At 39.2% G+C, this 17,062-nt stretch carries 16 protein-coding genes and 3 pseudogenes; 7 read left to right on the forward strand and 12 right to left on the reverse strand.

Annotated features, from left to right (window positions below; genetic code table 11):
- Positions 1-123 precede the first annotated feature (123 nt).
- Entirely contained in the window at positions 124-1,392 is a 1,269-nt protein-coding gene (locus tag PVOR_RS01435; protein WP_160163969.1) for a hypothetical protein, read from the reverse strand.
- A 31-nt stretch (positions 1,393-1,423) separates the two neighbouring features.
- Positions 1,424-2,485 carry a hypothetical protein gene (locus PVOR_RS01440; protein WP_006207284.1) on the reverse strand — a complete coding sequence of 354 codons (1,062 nt, stop codon included), beginning with the start codon at positions 2,483-2,485 and terminating at the stop codon, positions 1,424-1,426.
- A 71-nt stretch (positions 2,486-2,556) separates the two neighbouring features.
- Here PVOR_RS01440 and PVOR_RS01445 point away from each other — a divergent pair, with 71 nt between their 5' ends.
- Positions 2,557-3,522 carry a hypothetical protein gene (locus PVOR_RS01445; RefSeq protein WP_006207285.1) on the forward strand — a complete coding sequence of 322 codons (966 nt, stop codon included), beginning with the start codon at positions 2,557-2,559 and terminating at the stop codon, positions 3,520-3,522.
- A 32-nt stretch (positions 3,523-3,554) separates the two neighbouring features.
- Here PVOR_RS01445 and PVOR_RS01450 read toward each other — a convergent pair whose 3' ends face one another.
- On the reverse strand, positions 3,555-5,411 hold the full coding sequence (locus PVOR_RS01450) for a tetratricopeptide repeat protein (RefSeq protein WP_006207286.1): 1,857 nt from the start codon (positions 5,409-5,411) through the stop codon (positions 3,555-3,557).
- A 190-nt stretch (positions 5,412-5,601) separates the two neighbouring features.
- Between PVOR_RS01450 and PVOR_RS01455 the strand changes: the two genes are divergently transcribed.
- From PVOR_RS01455 to PVOR_RS01465, 3 genes are all read left to right on the forward strand, one after another.
- Complete coding sequence (locus tag PVOR_RS01455; protein ID WP_006207287.1) at positions 5,602-6,042, forward strand: very short patch repair endonuclease; 441 nt, start codon at positions 5,602-5,604, stop codon at positions 6,040-6,042.
- Between the two features lie 179 nt (positions 6,043-6,221).
- Positions 6,222-7,121: a hypothetical protein gene (locus tag PVOR_RS01460; RefSeq protein WP_006207288.1), complete on the forward strand. Its 900-nt coding sequence runs from the start codon at positions 6,222-6,224 to the stop codon at positions 7,119-7,121.
- Positions 7,122-7,264: 143 nt separating this feature from the next.
- Positions 7,265-7,648: a type II toxin-antitoxin system PemK/MazF family toxin gene (locus PVOR_RS01465; RefSeq protein WP_006207289.1), complete on the forward strand. Its 384-nt coding sequence runs from the start codon at positions 7,265-7,267 to the stop codon at positions 7,646-7,648.
- A gap of 98 nt (positions 7,649-7,746) precedes the next feature.
- Here the strand turns inward: PVOR_RS01465 and PVOR_RS01470 are convergent, their stop codons facing one another.
- From PVOR_RS01470 to PVOR_RS01500, 7 genes and pseudogenes are all read right to left on the reverse strand, one after another.
- A complete protein-coding gene (locus PVOR_RS01470) occupies positions 7,747-7,938 on the reverse strand; it encodes a hypothetical protein (RefSeq protein WP_006207290.1) in 192 nt (63 codons plus the stop codon).
- A gap of 38 nt (positions 7,939-7,976) precedes the next feature.
- Positions 7,977-8,174 carry a hypothetical protein gene (locus PVOR_RS01475; protein ID WP_006207291.1) on the reverse strand — a complete coding sequence of 66 codons (198 nt, stop codon included), beginning with the start codon at positions 8,172-8,174 and terminating at the stop codon, positions 7,977-7,979.
- A gap of 578 nt (positions 8,175-8,752) precedes the next feature.
- Positions 8,753-11,023, reverse strand: coding sequence for an AAA family ATPase (locus PVOR_RS01485; protein WP_006207293.1), 2,271 nt, complete (start codon positions 11,021-11,023; stop codon positions 8,753-8,755).
- Between the two features lie 417 nt (positions 11,024-11,440).
- Positions 11,441-11,924 (reverse strand): annotated as a pseudogene (gene rlmH / locus PVOR_RS01490) (23S rRNA (pseudouridine(1915)-N(3))-methyltransferase RlmH).
- Positions 11,925-12,177: 253 nt separating this feature from the next.
- Positions 12,178-12,588, reverse strand: a complete 411-nt coding sequence (locus PVOR_RS31235) for a cytochrome P450 (protein ID WP_327196517.1) — start codon at positions 12,586-12,588, stop codon at positions 12,178-12,180.
- Between the two features lie 349 nt (positions 12,589-12,937).
- A pseudogene (locus PVOR_RS32735) lies at positions 12,938-13,303 on the reverse strand (cytochrome P450); the annotation flags it as partial.
- 77 nt (positions 13,304-13,380) lie between these two features.
- A complete protein-coding gene (locus tag PVOR_RS01500) occupies positions 13,381-13,959 on the reverse strand; it encodes a TetR/AcrR family transcriptional regulator (protein WP_006207296.1) in 579 nt (192 codons plus the stop codon).
- A 257-nt stretch (positions 13,960-14,216) separates the two neighbouring features.
- Between PVOR_RS01500 and PVOR_RS29445 the strand changes: the two genes are divergently transcribed.
- The 3 genes from PVOR_RS29445 (at position 14,217) to PVOR_RS01510 (ending at position 15,289) form a co-directional block, all read left to right on the forward strand.
- Entirely contained in the window at positions 14,217-14,390 is a 174-nt protein-coding gene (locus tag PVOR_RS29445; RefSeq protein ID WP_006207297.1) for a DUF3934 family protein, read from the forward strand.
- Between the two features lie 53 nt (positions 14,391-14,443).
- Positions 14,444-14,887, forward strand: a complete 444-nt coding sequence (locus tag PVOR_RS01505; RefSeq protein WP_006207298.1) for a HEAT repeat domain-containing protein — start codon at positions 14,444-14,446, stop codon at positions 14,885-14,887.
- Between the two features lie 111 nt (positions 14,888-14,998).
- Entirely contained in the window at positions 14,999-15,289 is a 291-nt protein-coding gene (locus tag PVOR_RS01510; protein ID WP_006207299.1) for a hypothetical protein, read from the forward strand.
- A 71-nt stretch (positions 15,290-15,360) separates the two neighbouring features.
- Here PVOR_RS01510 and PVOR_RS01515 read toward each other — a convergent pair.
- Both PVOR_RS01515 and PVOR_RS01520 read right to left on the reverse strand, forming a co-directional pair.
- Positions 15,361-16,396, reverse strand: a pseudogene (locus PVOR_RS01515) (GTPase).
- A gap of 190 nt (positions 16,397-16,586) precedes the next feature.
- Complete coding sequence (locus PVOR_RS01520) at positions 16,587-17,033, reverse strand: GNAT family N-acetyltransferase (protein ID WP_006207300.1); 447 nt, start codon at positions 17,031-17,033, stop codon at positions 16,587-16,589.
- Positions 17,034-17,062: the final 29 nt, after the last annotated feature.

Here is a 17,062-nt window from a genome sequence, read left to right on the forward strand (position 1 = left end):
ATTAGTGCCTCCCTGATTAAACAGTGCTTCCGTCACATTGTTATCTATATATTATACCCTACTGAGAGGCTCAAAAAAAGAATGATATCGAACTTAGTTCCATAGTCCGACATCATTCTCTTATTATATTTCATTAGATATAGCCCATAACGTTTGAAAATGAGCTTTGTAGTTCTCCGCCAGCTCAATATCCTCAATGAAGTGAAAACTGTTGATTTCAGAAAAACAATTTTCTACAATGTGGACTTCATTATTCACTGCGTATTTCATTGCATGTGGGTATCCCCATGCAAACTGAGTCGGCGTAATGTTCGCCGTCATCACAATGATTTTATCATCCACAATAATAAATTTATCATGCACAGTTGGGGACAGATACCTTTGTTCCGCATCTTTTATACGCTTTATATATTCCTCCGCAATATGAGTCCTTTTTCCTTGAGCTTGATTATTTGCCCTAGTCTGCTTCAAAACCTTTATCTCCATCAAAGGACTCATATCAGCTAATTCACCGAGAGAAGTAAGAACACTTCTAGCTGCCTTATCAAATGGATCTATATCCATAAAGTGTTGTGAGCATACATATATTTTTTGCTTCGCTGATTTTATAAAATCAATAATCTTGCCCTGCACAAAATGATTACTGCCTTGACCATTATAGGTAATAAAGGGGGCAGTGTAATAACAACCATAATAATTATCAGGGTCAAGGTCTGTTGGTTTAACTTGATATTCGAAATCATATTTCGAAAGAGAGAACTCTTTATATTCAGCAAGTGATAAAGAATGCCTATCCAACAAGTCAAAATAAGTTCTAAACATATTAGTAGCATACCGTTCATTCTCTACAACTAATAAATTATCACTATGTGGAGGATCAGCAAAAGCAAGATTACTTGATAAAGAAATGCATTTAGTACTTCCATCCCTCATCTCTACAAGCATCGATTTATTATGAAGACTGTATGCTTCTTTTCCACGAGAAAAAAGTTGTTTGTACCACACGTAAGTATGCGGAAATAAACTAAGCTTTATATTAGGGTAGAGCTTCTCTTCAATGCGTCTATATATCTTCTCAGCATATTTGTACTTGGATGAAGGGAAACTTCTATTCTTTATTGGATTATGTATCTGTACCGACTGCTTAGTATAGCCATTTAAGGGGATAGAATAGATATGCACTAAACAGCCTTCATCACTTAATTGTTCAAGCTTCTCATGCAAAAAAGGATTATTGTATAAGAAAAATGACAGTTTTATATCTACTGCATTGTCTAGTTCTTCAATCAATCTTTCTAACAAATACGGTGAGCTGCCTCTCATATTCTTTGTCACTGTATCAATTGGAACATCAAAATAGGCTCTATATTTCAAATCATTTCCTTCCTTCATAAGTATCCTATTGCAAATACCTAACATAAACTTAGAAGTGAATTATTCTTGAATCCGAGACATTGTTTATGTTTATACAGTCTGTATCCCGAATCCCCAACGTTTGTAGGCTTTCTTCCAAAAGACCAGCAACTGCATGACCACCTATTTGCAATGGATTGTTAAAAATAATTCTAGGAGTAAGCCTTCCATCAATAGCGTGCCATTCAACAAAAACTGCTAAAGGACGATCCCCATCCCATTTCTGTTGAAAAGAGCGATAATTTAATGCTTTGCACACAAAATAAACGTCTGGATTTTGTTCAGTGTATTCAAAAACACCTTGCAAATGATCTACAGCATCTTGAATTGTTCTTATATACGCTATATCCACATTTAAAACACAATTTGCTGAACCGGATCCATAAATTATTCTATTATGAACAATGGCATCCTTTTTTTCAGTACTTAAATTATTCCCGGCATATACTTCAATAGTTTCATCGTGTGTCATATGGGCATTTCCTGATAAATCCCCATTACTTCTACAGACTAGCTCCATTTTCCAACCTAATGTAAAGCTTCCCGCTTGGGTATTGCCATAACTAGATTTATAGATTATTGGTCTACTCAAAAATTTTCTATGTATTTGACTAACGAATTCTCGAATCCTATTCTGCCAAGCATCACCGAATATCTGAATTGCTCTTATATCTGTCATTTTATTCTCTAAGAAGTCAGCGTTTTCTTTTTTGAAAGATATTTTAAGTTCAATTTCATCTCCACTTTGAATATTAAAGGCACTTACATAAACATCTGTTTTACATTCGCCTCCACGATTTGTTGGTCTAGGTTTCCCTGAAAATATAACTCTATAGTCAAATCCGCCTAATCTAAACATTGCATCTGGAGGAAACAAACTTAGGATGTATCGTTCTGCATTACCAAAAGCCATCATATTCATTATTTCACTCCTCTCTTTCTCCAGCAATAGCTTGCCTTCTATTGCATTTGGTGATACTATATATACAAATCTGGAAGAACCAGTGAGAAAAGCCTGTGGGAGAGCATCCTCAGGCTTTTTCTTTTGCCAAAAGTTAGAATTCGACAGCAATCATCCAATTCCTTCAGATAAATTCAAATTTCTAGGTTACTCAAACTTCAAAAAGATAAGCGGGGTCTAAGATGGATACAATAACGGAATACGATAATGTATTTCAATATTTTCGGGGTCAATCTAGCGAAGATTCAAAAACACTTCAAAATGAAAACAATGTCACAAAAGCTCTAATCAATGTCTTACAACACTCCTCCCCACTACTAACGAAGCAGTTCTTACAAATGATCGATCCTTCCGCAGTTACTTTTGAGCCATACAATTATGGAATCCAAGTTCATGAACGCTTACTTACACTAGCTAAGAAGGGTGTTATAGTAGGAATAGCAGAAAATACAACCAAATATAATGAGGGCAATTACACCGATAAAAACAGCAAACCTGATGCCTCAATTCTTTCGGAAGGTCTTGCTGTACTTATCGAAACCAAAATTGGTGATACACATTATTTACACATGGGACAGCTCGATAAACACAAGGAAAAATTTCATGCCGAGCAATCCTATATCGAGCAACCTTTTCTTTATTCTTGGGAAAGCGTCCGTAGTTTTTTCCTTAGTCAACAAATCAATCACAGTGCAGAAACAGTGACAGGCTTTTTATTAAGACAATTCGAGCAATTGTGCGAAATTAACGGAATAGGGTGGAGTGGCAAGGAACAATATTTCAATCATTTCCCAGTGCAAACTAGAAATTTAGCTATGGAAATAGATCAGTTTCTATGGAGTGGTCCATTCGATATTATTGACCCAAAAAGCACTAAAGGGATTGGGTATAAGCGCAAAGGTAGAAGAGGCGGGTTTGCCAAACTTTGTACGGTAAGAAAGTCCTTGATTTTGCGCTTCGGAAACTCTAATAGTAATTTAGGCAAAGAAATGCAATCAATTATCGATAGCGAACTGAATACAGTCTACAAACGAACTGAGAAGGATTTAAATCGTTATACCCATGAAGCCTTTATTAACCTAGCTTGCGTAAATAACTTGAATCAGATTAAGTCGTTTATCCAAAAAGCGTATGATGTCAATCCATAAGTATACAAAAAATGATTACGGGATCCCCGTAATCATTTTTGTTGTATTAAGTAATTTAACCATCCTTCTTCAAAAAGCAGGTTCCTGACCATACCAGTCTTTTCAACGTTGGTACTGCCCGTGTGTGCGCTGCCATTCCGATAAAGCAGTATAGTTTTAAGAATTGGAACAAATTCAGTGAAGGAGCTAATTCTGTGTCGTTCTAGCTCAAATAACAGTTGCCCGAGTGTAAAATTTTTCTTTTTTTCTATCATCTTCTTTTGTTTCATTTTTACACTTAGTTCATTCTCAACTACTTTACAGAACTCAATCATTATTGGAGCAAAATCAATGTTACTCGTGTTCGAATGAATTTGATATAGATATTCCGCAGTGATTAAGAAATTTAAAGATTTTTCATTCAAACCATAAAAATCATTTTTCATCTTTGCATCAATCTTCTGATAAATAGCATCTGACGGAGAACTTGACTTCATTGCATCAGCAATGGATACCATCTGATTTTCAATTACTCTCCAGTCATCTTCTGTTTGAATGACTAGGATATCATCCTTTATGCATCTATCCTGTAATTTTATTAACTCCAACGCCCATTCTCTTACCTTTTCACTTCTTTCTTCAAGTTTCTCCCTCTGTTCTGATAACTCTCTTATTATTAAATTAACTCTCTCGTTTACCGTCTCAATTTCTAAATTCTTTATATCGAGCATCCTTATTACGTTACTTAACCGTTTAATATCATGATCATATGGAAATTTAGTTAGAGCAATTTCTTGAAAAGCTGCTGCAGAAAGATATTCATTACTCTCTAATAATGCATTTATTAAGTTTAGATATATTTTCTTTAAGGTTTTCTTAGAATCCAGTAGTGTCGAGATGATATTCATGGTTTCATCTTCAACATTATAACTAGTCTGCTTATCATTTATAAAAGCTAACGCTTTTTTATACCATAGTATTGCTCTTTCATATTCTTTTTTTGCATATTGGCATTCACCCATTAAAAAGTAACTAGTTTCATCTTCAGCAATAAATAGCGCTTTTTCGCAATTTATGTACGCCTCATCGAAACGCCCTAACATGTACTGAGCAAAGGCTAAATTATGAAAATCAGTATTATTAGGATAACGTATCACCTTTAAACTTAATAACTCAACTGCTTCGCTATACTTATGTTGATTCAAATATGCTAATGCCAAATTACTATAAAAGCCTTCGATAGAATTCTGGACTTTATTCTCTTTATTCTTCATCGCTTCTAAAGCATTAATTCCAAGTATGCAATACTCTTCTGCTTCAATTGGATTGTTTAAAACAAGACATGTCAAGCTAAGTCCACTCAATATATTAATATCGTTTCCTACTCTTTGATGTGATTCTTTAAGATATAAATAAGCCTTGTGAGATGTCCCATTATTCAAATGCCACATTGCTACGTTTACCAATATCCTAGAATACTTAAGATTTTTCTTGTATAGATTATAAAAAGCATCTGCTTCTCTTTCGTTTTTATACTCATGGATTTTTTCTAAGAGAATAATGCCTTGATCGAAAATCGCTTTTACTTCAATCAACATAAAATATTCAATGGCCTCAGTAAATCTCTTGTTGAACAAGTGGTACCAAAAATAGTTTGCAAAAGCTGCTTGGTTGGTTGGTTTTATTTTCAGTGCCATTTGAAGGTACTCTTCAATTTGATTGCTGCTGTCTTCTTTAGTTTCTAAGGAACGTTCATTAAGGCACTTTGCTATATTAACGTATGAACCACTAAGAAACTCATTGTCTCCGTATTCAATAACCTTTTTAAAACATTCAATGGCCTCGCTATATTTACTTCTATTCAGTAGTTCATTCCCACGTTTGAACAGTTCTGCAGCTGGTGCGTTCACTAGTTGCCCTCCCTTACAAAAATACAACTTTCTTTTTATGCATTTTAAAACAACCACACATTGGAAACGATAATAAATGAACTGTAATCGGACTAAAGGCGGGTAAATCCAAATCCACCACTTATATTAAAATATCATGATTAGATCATGCCGTAAAATGTAAATAAAACTGATAGGGGATAACTAAGAAGTGGTTGATAAGTTCTCAGGAGAAGTACGAAGCAAGATAATGAAGTCTATAAAGTCCATAAGTAAAATGGAGGATAAAGTGAGTAAGGAGTTATGGAAGAGAGGTTTCCGTTTTCGCAGAAATATTAAAGACCTCCCTGGGAAACCGGATATTGCTATTAACAAATACAAATCAGTAGTGTTCCTTGACTCATGTTACTGGCATTTATGCGAAATTCATGGTCACATCCCTCAATCAAATATTGAATATTGGAGTAAGAAACTTTTACGTAATAAAGAAAGGGATCGCATGAACACCGAATTATACATAGATTCTGGATGGCATATATTAAGGATTTGGGAACATCAAATAAAAGATGATTTTAACGATACTGTTGATACGATTGCGGCTTTTCTTCAACATGCAAAAAATAGATCTTTAAGGCTAAACCCCAATTTCTGAAGCATGACCTGTTGTAATAAAACAGGTCTTTTTTATAACTCACCAAAAACATTAGATCTCATTGAACATATCCCAACTAATTACCCACTCAAAAACAATATATATGAAAAAGCAGGAGAAAGTCCCCCTTCTATAGAACTACTTAAAAATACAAAATTATACAAACAGAAGGTGGTATTATGGCAACTAAAAATTATGGTCAACTTGAAAGAACTATTATAGATAACTTCAAAGCAAAAGGAAACTTCTATTTCCAGGGCAAGAACTACAAATTAGTAACTGTGGGTAAGCCTTCAGTTTCGAACGGCGAATGCAAAACTGATGTTTATATCCTTGGGAAAACTGAATCTGGAGAGCAAAAAGAGATAAAGATCTCTGTAAAAACCGAAAGTAGCAACGAGTTCCAAGAAAACAAGGTTTCTGCTCTCAGAGCTGAGGAGTACTTTGGACTCGATTGGGCTAGTATTATCGCTGAAACTTGCCGAAAAATTGAGGATAGGTTCATATCCCAATCGGTTGTTTTCGGTAGTGGTAAGCATCCTACAAAACCTAATTCTATTACCCTAGGATGGAAGCTTGAAATTGCTAGCAAAGAAAGAAAGCTTAGCGCACCAATAGCTCTATCTGACCAACAAATAAGGGAATATGTCTATAAAGGATCTAACTTATCTGATTCAAAGAAAAACGCCTTTGTTAATGGCTCTATTATTCCTAACTCAGGTGTAGCAGAATACATATTGTACTCAGAACTTTATAGAGATCAAAACCCTGATGCTATTCTACAAAATTTAAAACTAATCGATTCACTGAAAATCAAACCTACATATCTAATTTTCACAGCTAACAATTGGAGAACTGACGTAGATAGTACAGATGGTCCACGACCTCTTGCCGTCAGAGTAAAATGGGAAGTTATTAATGGGAAGCTTTCTCGTTCTTTACTTTTTGATAATCCATTAAGTTATACAGGTCAAGATTGGCGTATGCATATAAAACCCGTTTTAAAGCAGCTTGGGGTTCAACATCCTTCGCAGATGACATACTCACATTTCAATGAACCTAAACTTTTTATACCGTAAGAAAAACGAGCTGTCTCCTAAGAAATCTGGGAGGCGGCTTTTGTTTGTCCCCTATCTCCGCTAATACCTTTATCATTTTTTGAGATATTTTGTTTCAATGATATTATTCATCATTACATCATTAAATAGAGAGGATTAAACAAATGGGGACAATTATTGAAAAATCAAAAATAGAATTAGAGAAGCGAATCAAACGTGGAGAAATTTATATGTGTAAGCTACCGAAAGGACCTGGTTCTGTTCAATCGAATTATAGACCTGTATTAATTATACAAAATGATATTGGCAATCAATTCTCTCCTACCACCTTAATCGCACCTATCTCCAGAAAGAATAAACCGTTACCGACGCATGTTCAATTAAATGAAGGCGTTGCTGGGCTACTTTACTCATCATTCGTGTTGTGTGAACAAATAAGAACAGTAGATAAGAGTTACTTAACAAAATACATCGGAAAACTACGTTTTGATTCCATAGAGTTTAAGGAAATCGAAACATCAATATTGATTAGTTTAGGGTTTAACTAAAAACAAAAGCAGCCATTGATGGCTGCTTTTTATATGATTTAAATCATCTCACAGAAATCTATTTTATTAGCTCTATAGAAAACTTGAACAAACTTATATTAAAGATATTTTTCAATATCAATGGTATCCGATAAGTCACATAAACGGCTATCCATAGCATCTTGTAATGCTATTTCTTGCTCTGCTACTGTTAAATCAATATCCATTAACGCGCTTCTTACATCTGTCATTATAGCCTCCTGTATGGGCTGAGGTAATTGAGCGATATAAATAGTTTTATTTTTTTGCACTTGTTATCCTCCATTAACTTAACTGCTTTTATTTCAATTTAATCTGGTTGATACTCTGTAATGACGATGCCATAATTCAATCTATTGGTATCTTGGTCATATGCTTCGGATATTTCGCTTATCTCCTTTAAATATCCACCACCTAAGTGTTCCCTTCCAGGAACAGGAATAACCACTTTAATAGTGGCATCTTGTTGGAGAGTTTGCAGCACGGCTATAAGTTCACTAACCTTCATATGACACATCCCCCCATTATTTTTCATTACAATGCCTGAATTCAATATCCCTGATTATTTAATTCATTTAAGTCACTTAATAGCTACTTATATTCCAACTGAACTGATCCCGTTTAAATAATTTCATAAAACAGATAGCTGAGGGAAGTGGCTCCCTGCTTTCTGTTTTTTCATTATACTGCTTTAGCTTCATTATCTAGTGATTCTAAATTCTCGAAAATATTTTTCACTATTAGGGAATCAAATTCATACATTTCTTCCTCTTCATGAGTACCTTTATTGAGATAATTCCATGCAGTGTTATTCGTTGTTTCAAGTCCAATCAAGTAGTCGTAAATTTCTATAATGCGATACAAACTTAAACATTCCCTTCCTTTTTCTTCAGATCTTTTATAAATTTAGAAAGCCCCTGCGCGGTAGACATAGTGTCCGGTAAACCTTTTGGTTGTCGAATCTGTACTGAAATTTGTGCATTATATGTTCTACCTAATCTCTTCCATAAAACACTGTTTATATTTTCAAGCGCACTTCTACAATAGCGTAGACAATCTCGTTTTTGTGACCGTTCAAGGAACGTCTTAGGCGTTAGTCAAATAGTGTGATGTTGAAATATTATCTGTTCTAATTATTCTCTTCTCTGGAGGTAGGAACGTAATTCTCGTTATTAATTTGTCATACTGCCGCTTCCCTACTTGGTTTTCCAAATCCTTAATAAATTCTTCAGCATGTGATGTTAGGATTATCTGTTTATTTTTTAACATTGGACTGTTTATAAGAACTTCTCTTATCCCTCCACGGTGATCATCATCTATTGCGTTGACTACATCATCAAAGATAATAACATTAATATTCTCCCTTACGATTTTTGACAAAAGTAAAGACAACCCCAAACATCTTACATGCCCTTCACTTAATACATGTAATGCATCAACAGCCTTGGTCGGATTATCTTTGAAATACGCTGTAATTCTATCTTCTGGTTTCGTTGGTAATTCAATCTTCTCAAGTAATTCAAAATCAGAATCATGTTTGTTGATTTCATTATAAAAATCTCTGGTTAGTTCATTCATATTAGATATTAGCTTCCCAGGTAATTCCATGTTGTATTTTTTCAGTTTAGTTAAGAGTGACTTATAGGCACTGACAAACTCCTTATTAATAGCAACTTGCTGTTTCTCAATTTCCACTTCGCTAATCAATTTTGCATTGCTCTTATCAAATTCTTGTATTTTTACTTGTGCATCACTTATTAGTTTTTTGTATGTACTTTCTTGAGTTTGTATGTTTTTGATTTTATCAGAAAGACCTTTCAAGTGTTTCTTTTCTTCTTGAAGTGTATCTTTCTTCTGTGATGAATTCTTATACTCTGAGTTCTTAAAGTTTAGCAACTCCTCCAATACTTCGAGTGATTCATTATTTCTCTTTATTTCATTAATTAGTACCTCTATATCAATGACTTTGTTCTTTATATTACTCTGTTTCAATTCTTGGGATAATAAGTCTTGGGTGAAGTTAAACTGCACTGACGAACTAAGCTCTTTTGCAAATTTAATCTTGGTGTCAATATCTCTTATAAGCTTTGTTGTCTTGGATACAATTTCCTCTGAAATTACTTCAAGCCTTTCCTCCAAATGAGCTAATTCACCTAACTCCGATAGCTTTTCTACTGCATGATTGTATGGATTTTTTACAACTAAAGCAATAGGAGTTAGGCATGCTGGACAATTGTCTTCAGAGATGCTATTCAGCTCTTTTAACGCTGTAAACAGTTGCATAAAGCTAATCTGATCCTTTGATTTATCCAAGTCTTCTCTGAGCTGCTTGTACTCCTTCAAAGAAAGTAAAATCTCTTCATAATTTTCTGTAATACTTTTCAGCCCAGTACTATCATAGTGAACATGACTGATGTTTTGTAATTCTTCATCAATTTCAATTAACCGTCCATTTTTATCGGGAACACCATGAAGGTAGACATCAATTTCTTCAAAAGTCATTTCTAACTTACTTGCTTTTATAAGAAGATCTCTTTCACTTTTCAGTTTATTGACATTATTATTATTCGTCTCAATACTTACTCTATCCGCATCAACCTCTTTTGTTTTTTGAGCTAGATTTTTGTATTTATCCCCCTCTAACTCGTTCGTATTAATATAGTTTTCAATGTTTTCTGTAAATCCCGAAACATACTGATTAAAATCTTCTAATCCTAATAAAATAGACAACATCTGCGTTTGATTTGAACGTGTATTTGCAGATATTCTAGCAAATCCATCAATTCTATTTTTTTCAATAAAGCAAAAATGATAGGAATTAGGCGATGCAGACACTGCTATCTCGGCATCATTTTCATCAATAACTGTAAGCATAGGTTTCTGCCCTTTACCAGTAGCAACGTTAACGATATATTTGTTTGAATCATATCTTTTTGATTCCGCCTCACTTATATATCCTAATAACGAATATTCTAATGCCTCACAAAAGCTTGTCTTTCCAGATCCGTTAGTTCCATAAATAAGTGTGTAGGGTTTAGAAAAATCATGAAAAAATTGATTAGAAAAACCTCTAAAGTTTTCAATAGTAATTTTCTTCAGTTGTTTAATTGGAAAAGACACAGCCTCTTTATCGGTGCTTGCAATAACAAGCTCACTAGATATACTTCCCCAGTCAATTGCGAGGAAGTCTTTAAGTAACTTTGCTCGTTTGCCACCTGCTGTGCCAACTTCGGCAATACTATCAAAATTGCGAATAATCAGGTTAATTAGTTTAATTTCATCAGGTGTATAAAGCTTGGAGTCCTCACTAAGAATGAAATTTTGAAAATCATTCTTTAGTTTAAGATTTTTGCTCAACTGTTTCTCACTCCAATGCTGTTAAATGTTGTATAATCTCGTAATACTCTTATTATACAACTGCTTTTCAGAAACATCCATCAATAAAGAGACTGAATAATCGCAAAGATTAAACCAGTCCCAATATCTTATTAAGTTCTATTTCAAACACTAATAGTCACTAGAATTTGTAGACAAAATGTCTACAAGTAAAATAAAAAAACATGTCTTACAGTTCCCATGTCTACAATCCGTCTACATATTTAAGGCATAACAAAACCCAGTCCGCGTGAGGACTGGGTTTTCATGGTGGAGGCGAGGGGATTTGAACTCCCCAGATTCTTTTATAATCATTTCTTCTTTATTATAGTTTTCTTGAAGTTAACGCTTTTTTAATCCACTCCGTTTCAATAGTTAATTCTGTCTTCTGCTTTACCACTATTTGTGATACGGTTCCCCCCGATTAATCTTCACCGCGCGGTACACCTGCTCCACCAGCACCAGCCGCATCAGCTGGTGCGGCAGGGTCATGCGCCCGAAGCTGAGCTTCGTCTGCGCGCGCTTTAATACGTCCTCGGAGAGGCCGTTAGAGCCCCCGATGACAAAAGCTACGCTGCTGGTGCCATACGTGTCCCAGCTTGTCGATATGGGCTGCCAGCTCCTCGCTGGACCACAGCTGGCCGCCGATCGCAAGGGCGATGACGTGGGTGTCCGGCTTGATGTGGCCGAGGAGAGTACCCACGCCCTCCTTCTCCTGCACTTGCCGCATCTCCGCTTCGCTCATGTTCTCCGGCGCCTTCTCATCGGGCACCTCATGCACAAAGAGGCGCACGTAAGGCGCAAGGCGCTTGCTGTACTCCGCAATGCCCTGCACCAGGTACTTCTCCTTCAACTTGCCTACGCATATCATCTGTATATTCATGGCGCTTTCGCTCCTTAATCTCTGCTGTTATGACGTTCATTCTAACATGGTAGCGCCCCCAGTTAAAGGTCATACCTTCCGCATTCCTACAGCCCCTCCCTCAATTTCTAATCGACAGGAGACCGCCATAACATTTAACTTATGGGCATTGCCATTTCAATTGCTTCTATGCATGTTCAACCGTTATTTGAGCAATGACATCACCATTTAAAAAAGAGCCGCTCTCCTCCGAGATCGACTCTTCGCTTGCTATCTATTTCAAAATGATCGGCAGCTCTTTCAGCGCGAACATCATCGTGCTGTCCATCCGTGCCAGCTCAACGGAGCGGTCCCGGCGGTATGCGGGATAACGGTCCAGCAGAGTCTGAAGGGCAATTCGGGACTCCATACGGGCTAACTGGGAGCCCATGCAGTAATGAATGCCGCTTCCCAGCCCAAGATGTGGATTCGGATTCCGGTGAATGTTGAAGACGTCCGGCTTCTCGAACACATCCTCATCATGATTGGCAGAGGCCATCCAGATGTAGACGAATTGGCCCTGCTTCAGCTCCTGCCCCCGAAGCACCGTATCCTGCTTCACGCTGCGGAACATTAACTGAACGGGCGAGAAGTAGCGGAACACTTCCTCCAATGCCCCCGGAAGCAGCGATGGGTCTGCAAGCACCTCCGCACGAACCTCCCGGCAGGCTGTCAAAGGCGAGTACCGCTGATGAGATCAGATTGGTTGTCGTTTCATTTCCGGCTACGAGTAGGAGAATACAGAACCCGATAATCTCCAGATCGGTTAGATGCTCATTATCAATGCGCGCCTCCACCAGCTTCGTGATCAGGTCATCCTGCGGATGCCGGCGGCGGTCCTCGGCAATCTCGGAGAAATACTCACTCATCTCTTGCTGACACTGATAATAGGCATCCGAATTGTTGCCCACCAGAGCGTCCGACCATGCCTTGAAGCGTTCCCGATACTCCATCGATACCCCAAGCATCTCCGCGATTACCGTGATCGGAAGCGGGCTTGCGAGATCTTCAACGATATCCACCGTTCCCTTCTTCTCTGCTTCATCCAGCAGGGAAGTCGTAATCTCCTGAATCTTGGGAGCAAGCGATTCAATCATGCGCGGCGTGAACGCATGAGACACCAGCTTGCGCAGCTGACGGTGCTTCGGCGGGTCCTGCCGCAGAACACTGGATTCAATGGGATCATCGGTAGAAGACGAGCCTTGGGATGAGAATACTTCATAATTTGTAAACACGGCTTTGACATCCTCGTATTTGAAAACATTCCAGGCTCCATCCCCCTCAACTGCCGCTATCGGGGAGTCCATTCGCATTTGTTTGAACCAGTCCAATGCCAGTAAACCGTTTGTATTCCAATCCATGATCAACACCGTCGCTTTCCTCCGTAAATTTTGTACTGACTGGTCAGTTGTACATGCTCAAAAAAAGAAGGCCTCGCTTATTCAAGCGATATAAACAGGCCTTGGGTAATCATCGTGAACGCAAACTGCTCCAGATCATCGCGGGAATACGCATCCTGATGGTTCAGGTAATAATTACAGGTGCTTTCCAGCGTACCAACAATGCTGGCAGCCGCTAGATTGGCATCGACGGCTCGGCACAGGTTCTCTTCACACTGACCCTCCTCAATGATGCTTGCCAAGAAGCTTAAATATTTCCGCTTCAGCTCCTTCAGCTCATCCAGTACTTCCTGCTCGATTCCGTTAGAAATCTCGTTAAACACGATGTGGGAAAAATGGCGGGATTCCAGAAACAAATCCAGATGATCGCGGATCACACGCTCGATCTTCTCTTTCATAGGCAGAGGCGAGTTCAGTTCAGCCTCGGTCCGCTGCATAATATCTTCGATGCCCTGCTTCACAACCGTCTTGAACAGCTGCGACTTGCCCGGGAAGTTGTAATAGAGGGTCCCCTTGGCAACCTGTGCCCGGGCGGCAATTTCATCCATGCTTGCACGGTGGTATCCGTTCTCGGAGAATACTTCAATGGCTGCTTGGATAATTTTATCTTTACTCACAATCGGATCTGCCCTTTCACGGCTAATTTTCGATTCATCAATCTTATTCTGACTGGTCAGTTCAAAAACAAAATAGCATGCCGAAAGAAATTAGTCAACTTCTAACATGACTTCTGATGAAAACCACCAATAAAATCCGATTCTTATGCTAAATTCCGTGGTATCCTATACATATGGGCAAATACAGTGTATATTTCAACAGTGCTGGTAAACAATCAGCATATATGGACAAGACTAAACCATAACGGAGTGATTTGTTGAGTAAATCCAAAGGCAAGGGCGGAACAGGCAGAGGCACGGGCAAGAAGGGCTGGAGCCGGTGGGATGCAAGCGCTCGAAGAGCCAAGAGTAAACCCAAACCTTATACCAGTAAAGGGGCCAAGCAGGCGAACGGTACAGCCGACGCCGGAAACCATAAAGATACCCCATAATTAAACATATGGTACAGATCCACCTGATACAACATGTTGAGGAGATGAAATGATTGGACAATCAAGAAGTAATAACGGATATGCCCGAGAATTACGAGGAGCTGAAGAGCTCTGCCAACCGGAACGCCAATTGGAGAGAACGTTTGGATGCGGTAGAAGAATTAGGAAATTGGAAAAATCAGAAATCCATCGACATCCTCAAGCATAGACTGAATACGGATGCGGTTTATCAAGTGCGGGAGGCTGCTTATCATAAACTGCTGGCTTTTGGCGAAGATGTGCAAATGCCGGTACGACAGAAGGGCGAACTGATGAAGGACGCTACGAAGGTGCTGCTGCGCATCAAGAAAAGCCTGCCCCGCGACCATACGTATGAAGAGTTCAAAGAGAAGTTGAAAAAGATGAGAATCGACCTCTACGATACGTACGAAGGTGACAAGGGCGCTGACTTTGATGCCTGGCTTGAGCAGACATGGTCTTCATTATTGAAAAGATAACTTGACTGAAAAGCCCCTGCCCAATCGGTTATGCGTATGAGATATTTCTGATATGTTATACTGAAAACAAATAAAAGTTTTAGGAGTGGTACTCTGAGAAAGCAAAAGCCTATGTCGTTTGACGATCTGTTGAAGGAGCTGCAAGGACAAAAGTCGGTACAGGAGGATCCGGATAACATTTCTCTGGAAAAGCTGTTCAATGAAGCGTTTATGCGTAAACATTCATCGCACGGCAGCTTTGGGGAATTTCTGATAAAGGGTAACTTCCAGGTGGAAACTCACGAAGATATCGATAACATTCCAGATGAACTGTTTGACCGGCATGTTTCAAGAGAAACGGATTTCCCGGATTGGAAATCGATGCTGCAGCAGGCAAAATCCGATCATGCTGCGGTAAAGTAAATAAGGAAGTATCGGCTGCCGTAAGCAGCTGCGATCAAGGGGCCGATGGCCCCTTTTTCTATTCCATCAGATTACTTGGACTCGCTCTTGGCTTCAGACTCCGCTTTATCCCTGAACTTCTTGTAAAGCTTCGTAATATTCGCCGTATTGATCTCGATATTGTGCTCATAGGCATATTTCACCGCATACCCCAGTGCCAGCGTAGTTGCGCCCGCAACCGTCGCTCCGGCGACAGATCCCGCTCCCGGAAACACCTTCACGATCTGCCGAAAAATACTCTTGCCGATATTCCCGAATATCGTGGCAATGACCAGCTCCTTCGCTGTCTCCTTGCTGATCGGCTTATTGTACAGCACCGCCAGCCGCGTCAGCAGGCTCACCTGAATGCCGGTAATCGGAATGATATCCGAGCCCGGAATAGGCGATGCGCCTACCGCCCCTGCGGAGACGGAGGCTCCAATGATCCAGGCATTGGCTGTCGCAGACTTCTCTTTGATACTTTTGGCAAAGAGAATGTCTTTAGACTTTTTTTTAAGTCAGCTCCAGAATGCTGCTCCGCAGCTGGTCGATGTTCTCACCCGTCCGTGAGGATACCGGCGCAACAACGTAGCGCCCCCCGGTCTCCTTCTTGATGCGCGCCACCAGCCGGTCGATTTCATCTGCGGCATCGATTTTGTTCAGCACAATCAAAATATTTGAGTTGATACTCTGAATCTTCTCAAAGGACTTTTTCTCCACCTCGGAGAAGACGATACCCGCTGCGTTCAGGAAGAACAGTACGATATCCGCCTGTTTATAATAATTCAAGGTCACATCCGAATTGGCCGTATTTACGTCATTCAATCCGGGTGTGTCAATAAAATAAATGTGCTCTTTGTACTTGTGCGGTTTAATCTCGGTTGTCTCTCCCGGCTCAGCCCCTACGCCTGCCACCTCTTCACCGACGATACGGTTCATGGTGGAAGACTTCCCGGTATTCACATCGCCAATGAGCGCAATGAGGATTTCTTGCTTCAGCTGTTGATTGATTGCATCCATTTCCTTATCGTAGGCCTCATCTGCGGCCCGCCTGATTTCATTCTCCCATGATTTCCCGTAGTCATCCACAGTGATCGTCTCCATTCACGATAGGTATTTACCGCGCCACATTCCATCTATAGACCCATCATACACTATTGACAGTCTGTACATCGAAGCCTATGACTCCATCTGACAAGTACGTTCGGAATGCAGGCATACTCTTTATTACCTCTTCAACCCCTCGCTGAAAAGGCAGTCCCTGTACGATAGCATGAGTTTATTCAAACTTTTTTATAAAGTTTTTCTGATCCTTGGTAAACTTGTAGCCCCGTCTTTCATAAAATCTGTGAGCCTGCACACGGCTCGGATGTGACAGCAGCTTGATGCCGGAATAACCGCGGCTCTGGGACCACTGCTCCAGACTCTCGATCAACAGACTTCCCGTCCCTTGATTCCGGTACCTCTCCTTTACGACAAAACCTAACACATTGATTAAAGATTCTGAGAACAACAGCTCATAAGGACTTCCATGAATGTAGCCTATAACCTCATCATCAGATTCGCATAGCAGAACCACATCGTTCGTATGGTGGATGAGGGTCTCGATTTTCTCTTTGACTTTATCTTCCGAGAACGCATGCAGATTCGGGTTAAACTCCACGTTCAGGAGATAGATATCGGTATAATCCGTCACTCGGATGCCTCGGATGCTCCTCTGTATCATCGACGTCCCCTCCATTCCCAAGCTCTTAG

Source organism: Paenibacillus vortex V453 (genome assembly GCF_000193415.1).
GTDB lineage: Bacteria > Bacillota > Bacilli > Paenibacillales > Paenibacillaceae > Paenibacillus_AQ > Paenibacillus_AQ glucanolyticus.

What these genes read in the sequence shown, in the direction of transcription:
- PVOR_RS01460 (WP_006207288.1), top strand. Translation starts at nt 6,222, where the DNA reads ATGGCAACTAAAAATTATGGTCAACTTGAAAGAACTATTATAGATAAC.
- PVOR_RS01435 (WP_160163969.1), bottom strand. Translation starts at nt 1,392, where the DNA reads ATGAAGGAAGGAAATGATTTGAAATATAGAGCCTATTTTGATGTTCCA.
- PVOR_RS01445 (WP_006207285.1), top strand. Translation starts at nt 2,557, where the DNA reads ATGGATACAATAACGGAATACGATAATGTATTTCAATATTTTCGGGGT.
- PVOR_RS01520 (WP_006207300.1), bottom strand. Translation starts at nt 17,033, where the DNA reads ATGATACAGAGGAGCATCCGAGGCATCCGAGTGACGGATTATACCGAT.
- PVOR_RS01475 (WP_006207291.1), bottom strand. Translation starts at nt 8,174, where the DNA reads ATGAAGGTTAGTGAACTTATAGCCGTGCTGCAAACTCTCCAACAAGAT.
- PVOR_RS01510 (WP_006207299.1), top strand. Translation starts at nt 14,999, where the DNA reads ATGTCGTTTGACGATCTGTTGAAGGAGCTGCAAGGACAAAAGTCGGTA.
- PVOR_RS01465 (WP_006207289.1), top strand. Translation starts at nt 7,265, where the DNA reads ATGGGGACAATTATTGAAAAATCAAAAATAGAATTAGAGAAGCGAATC.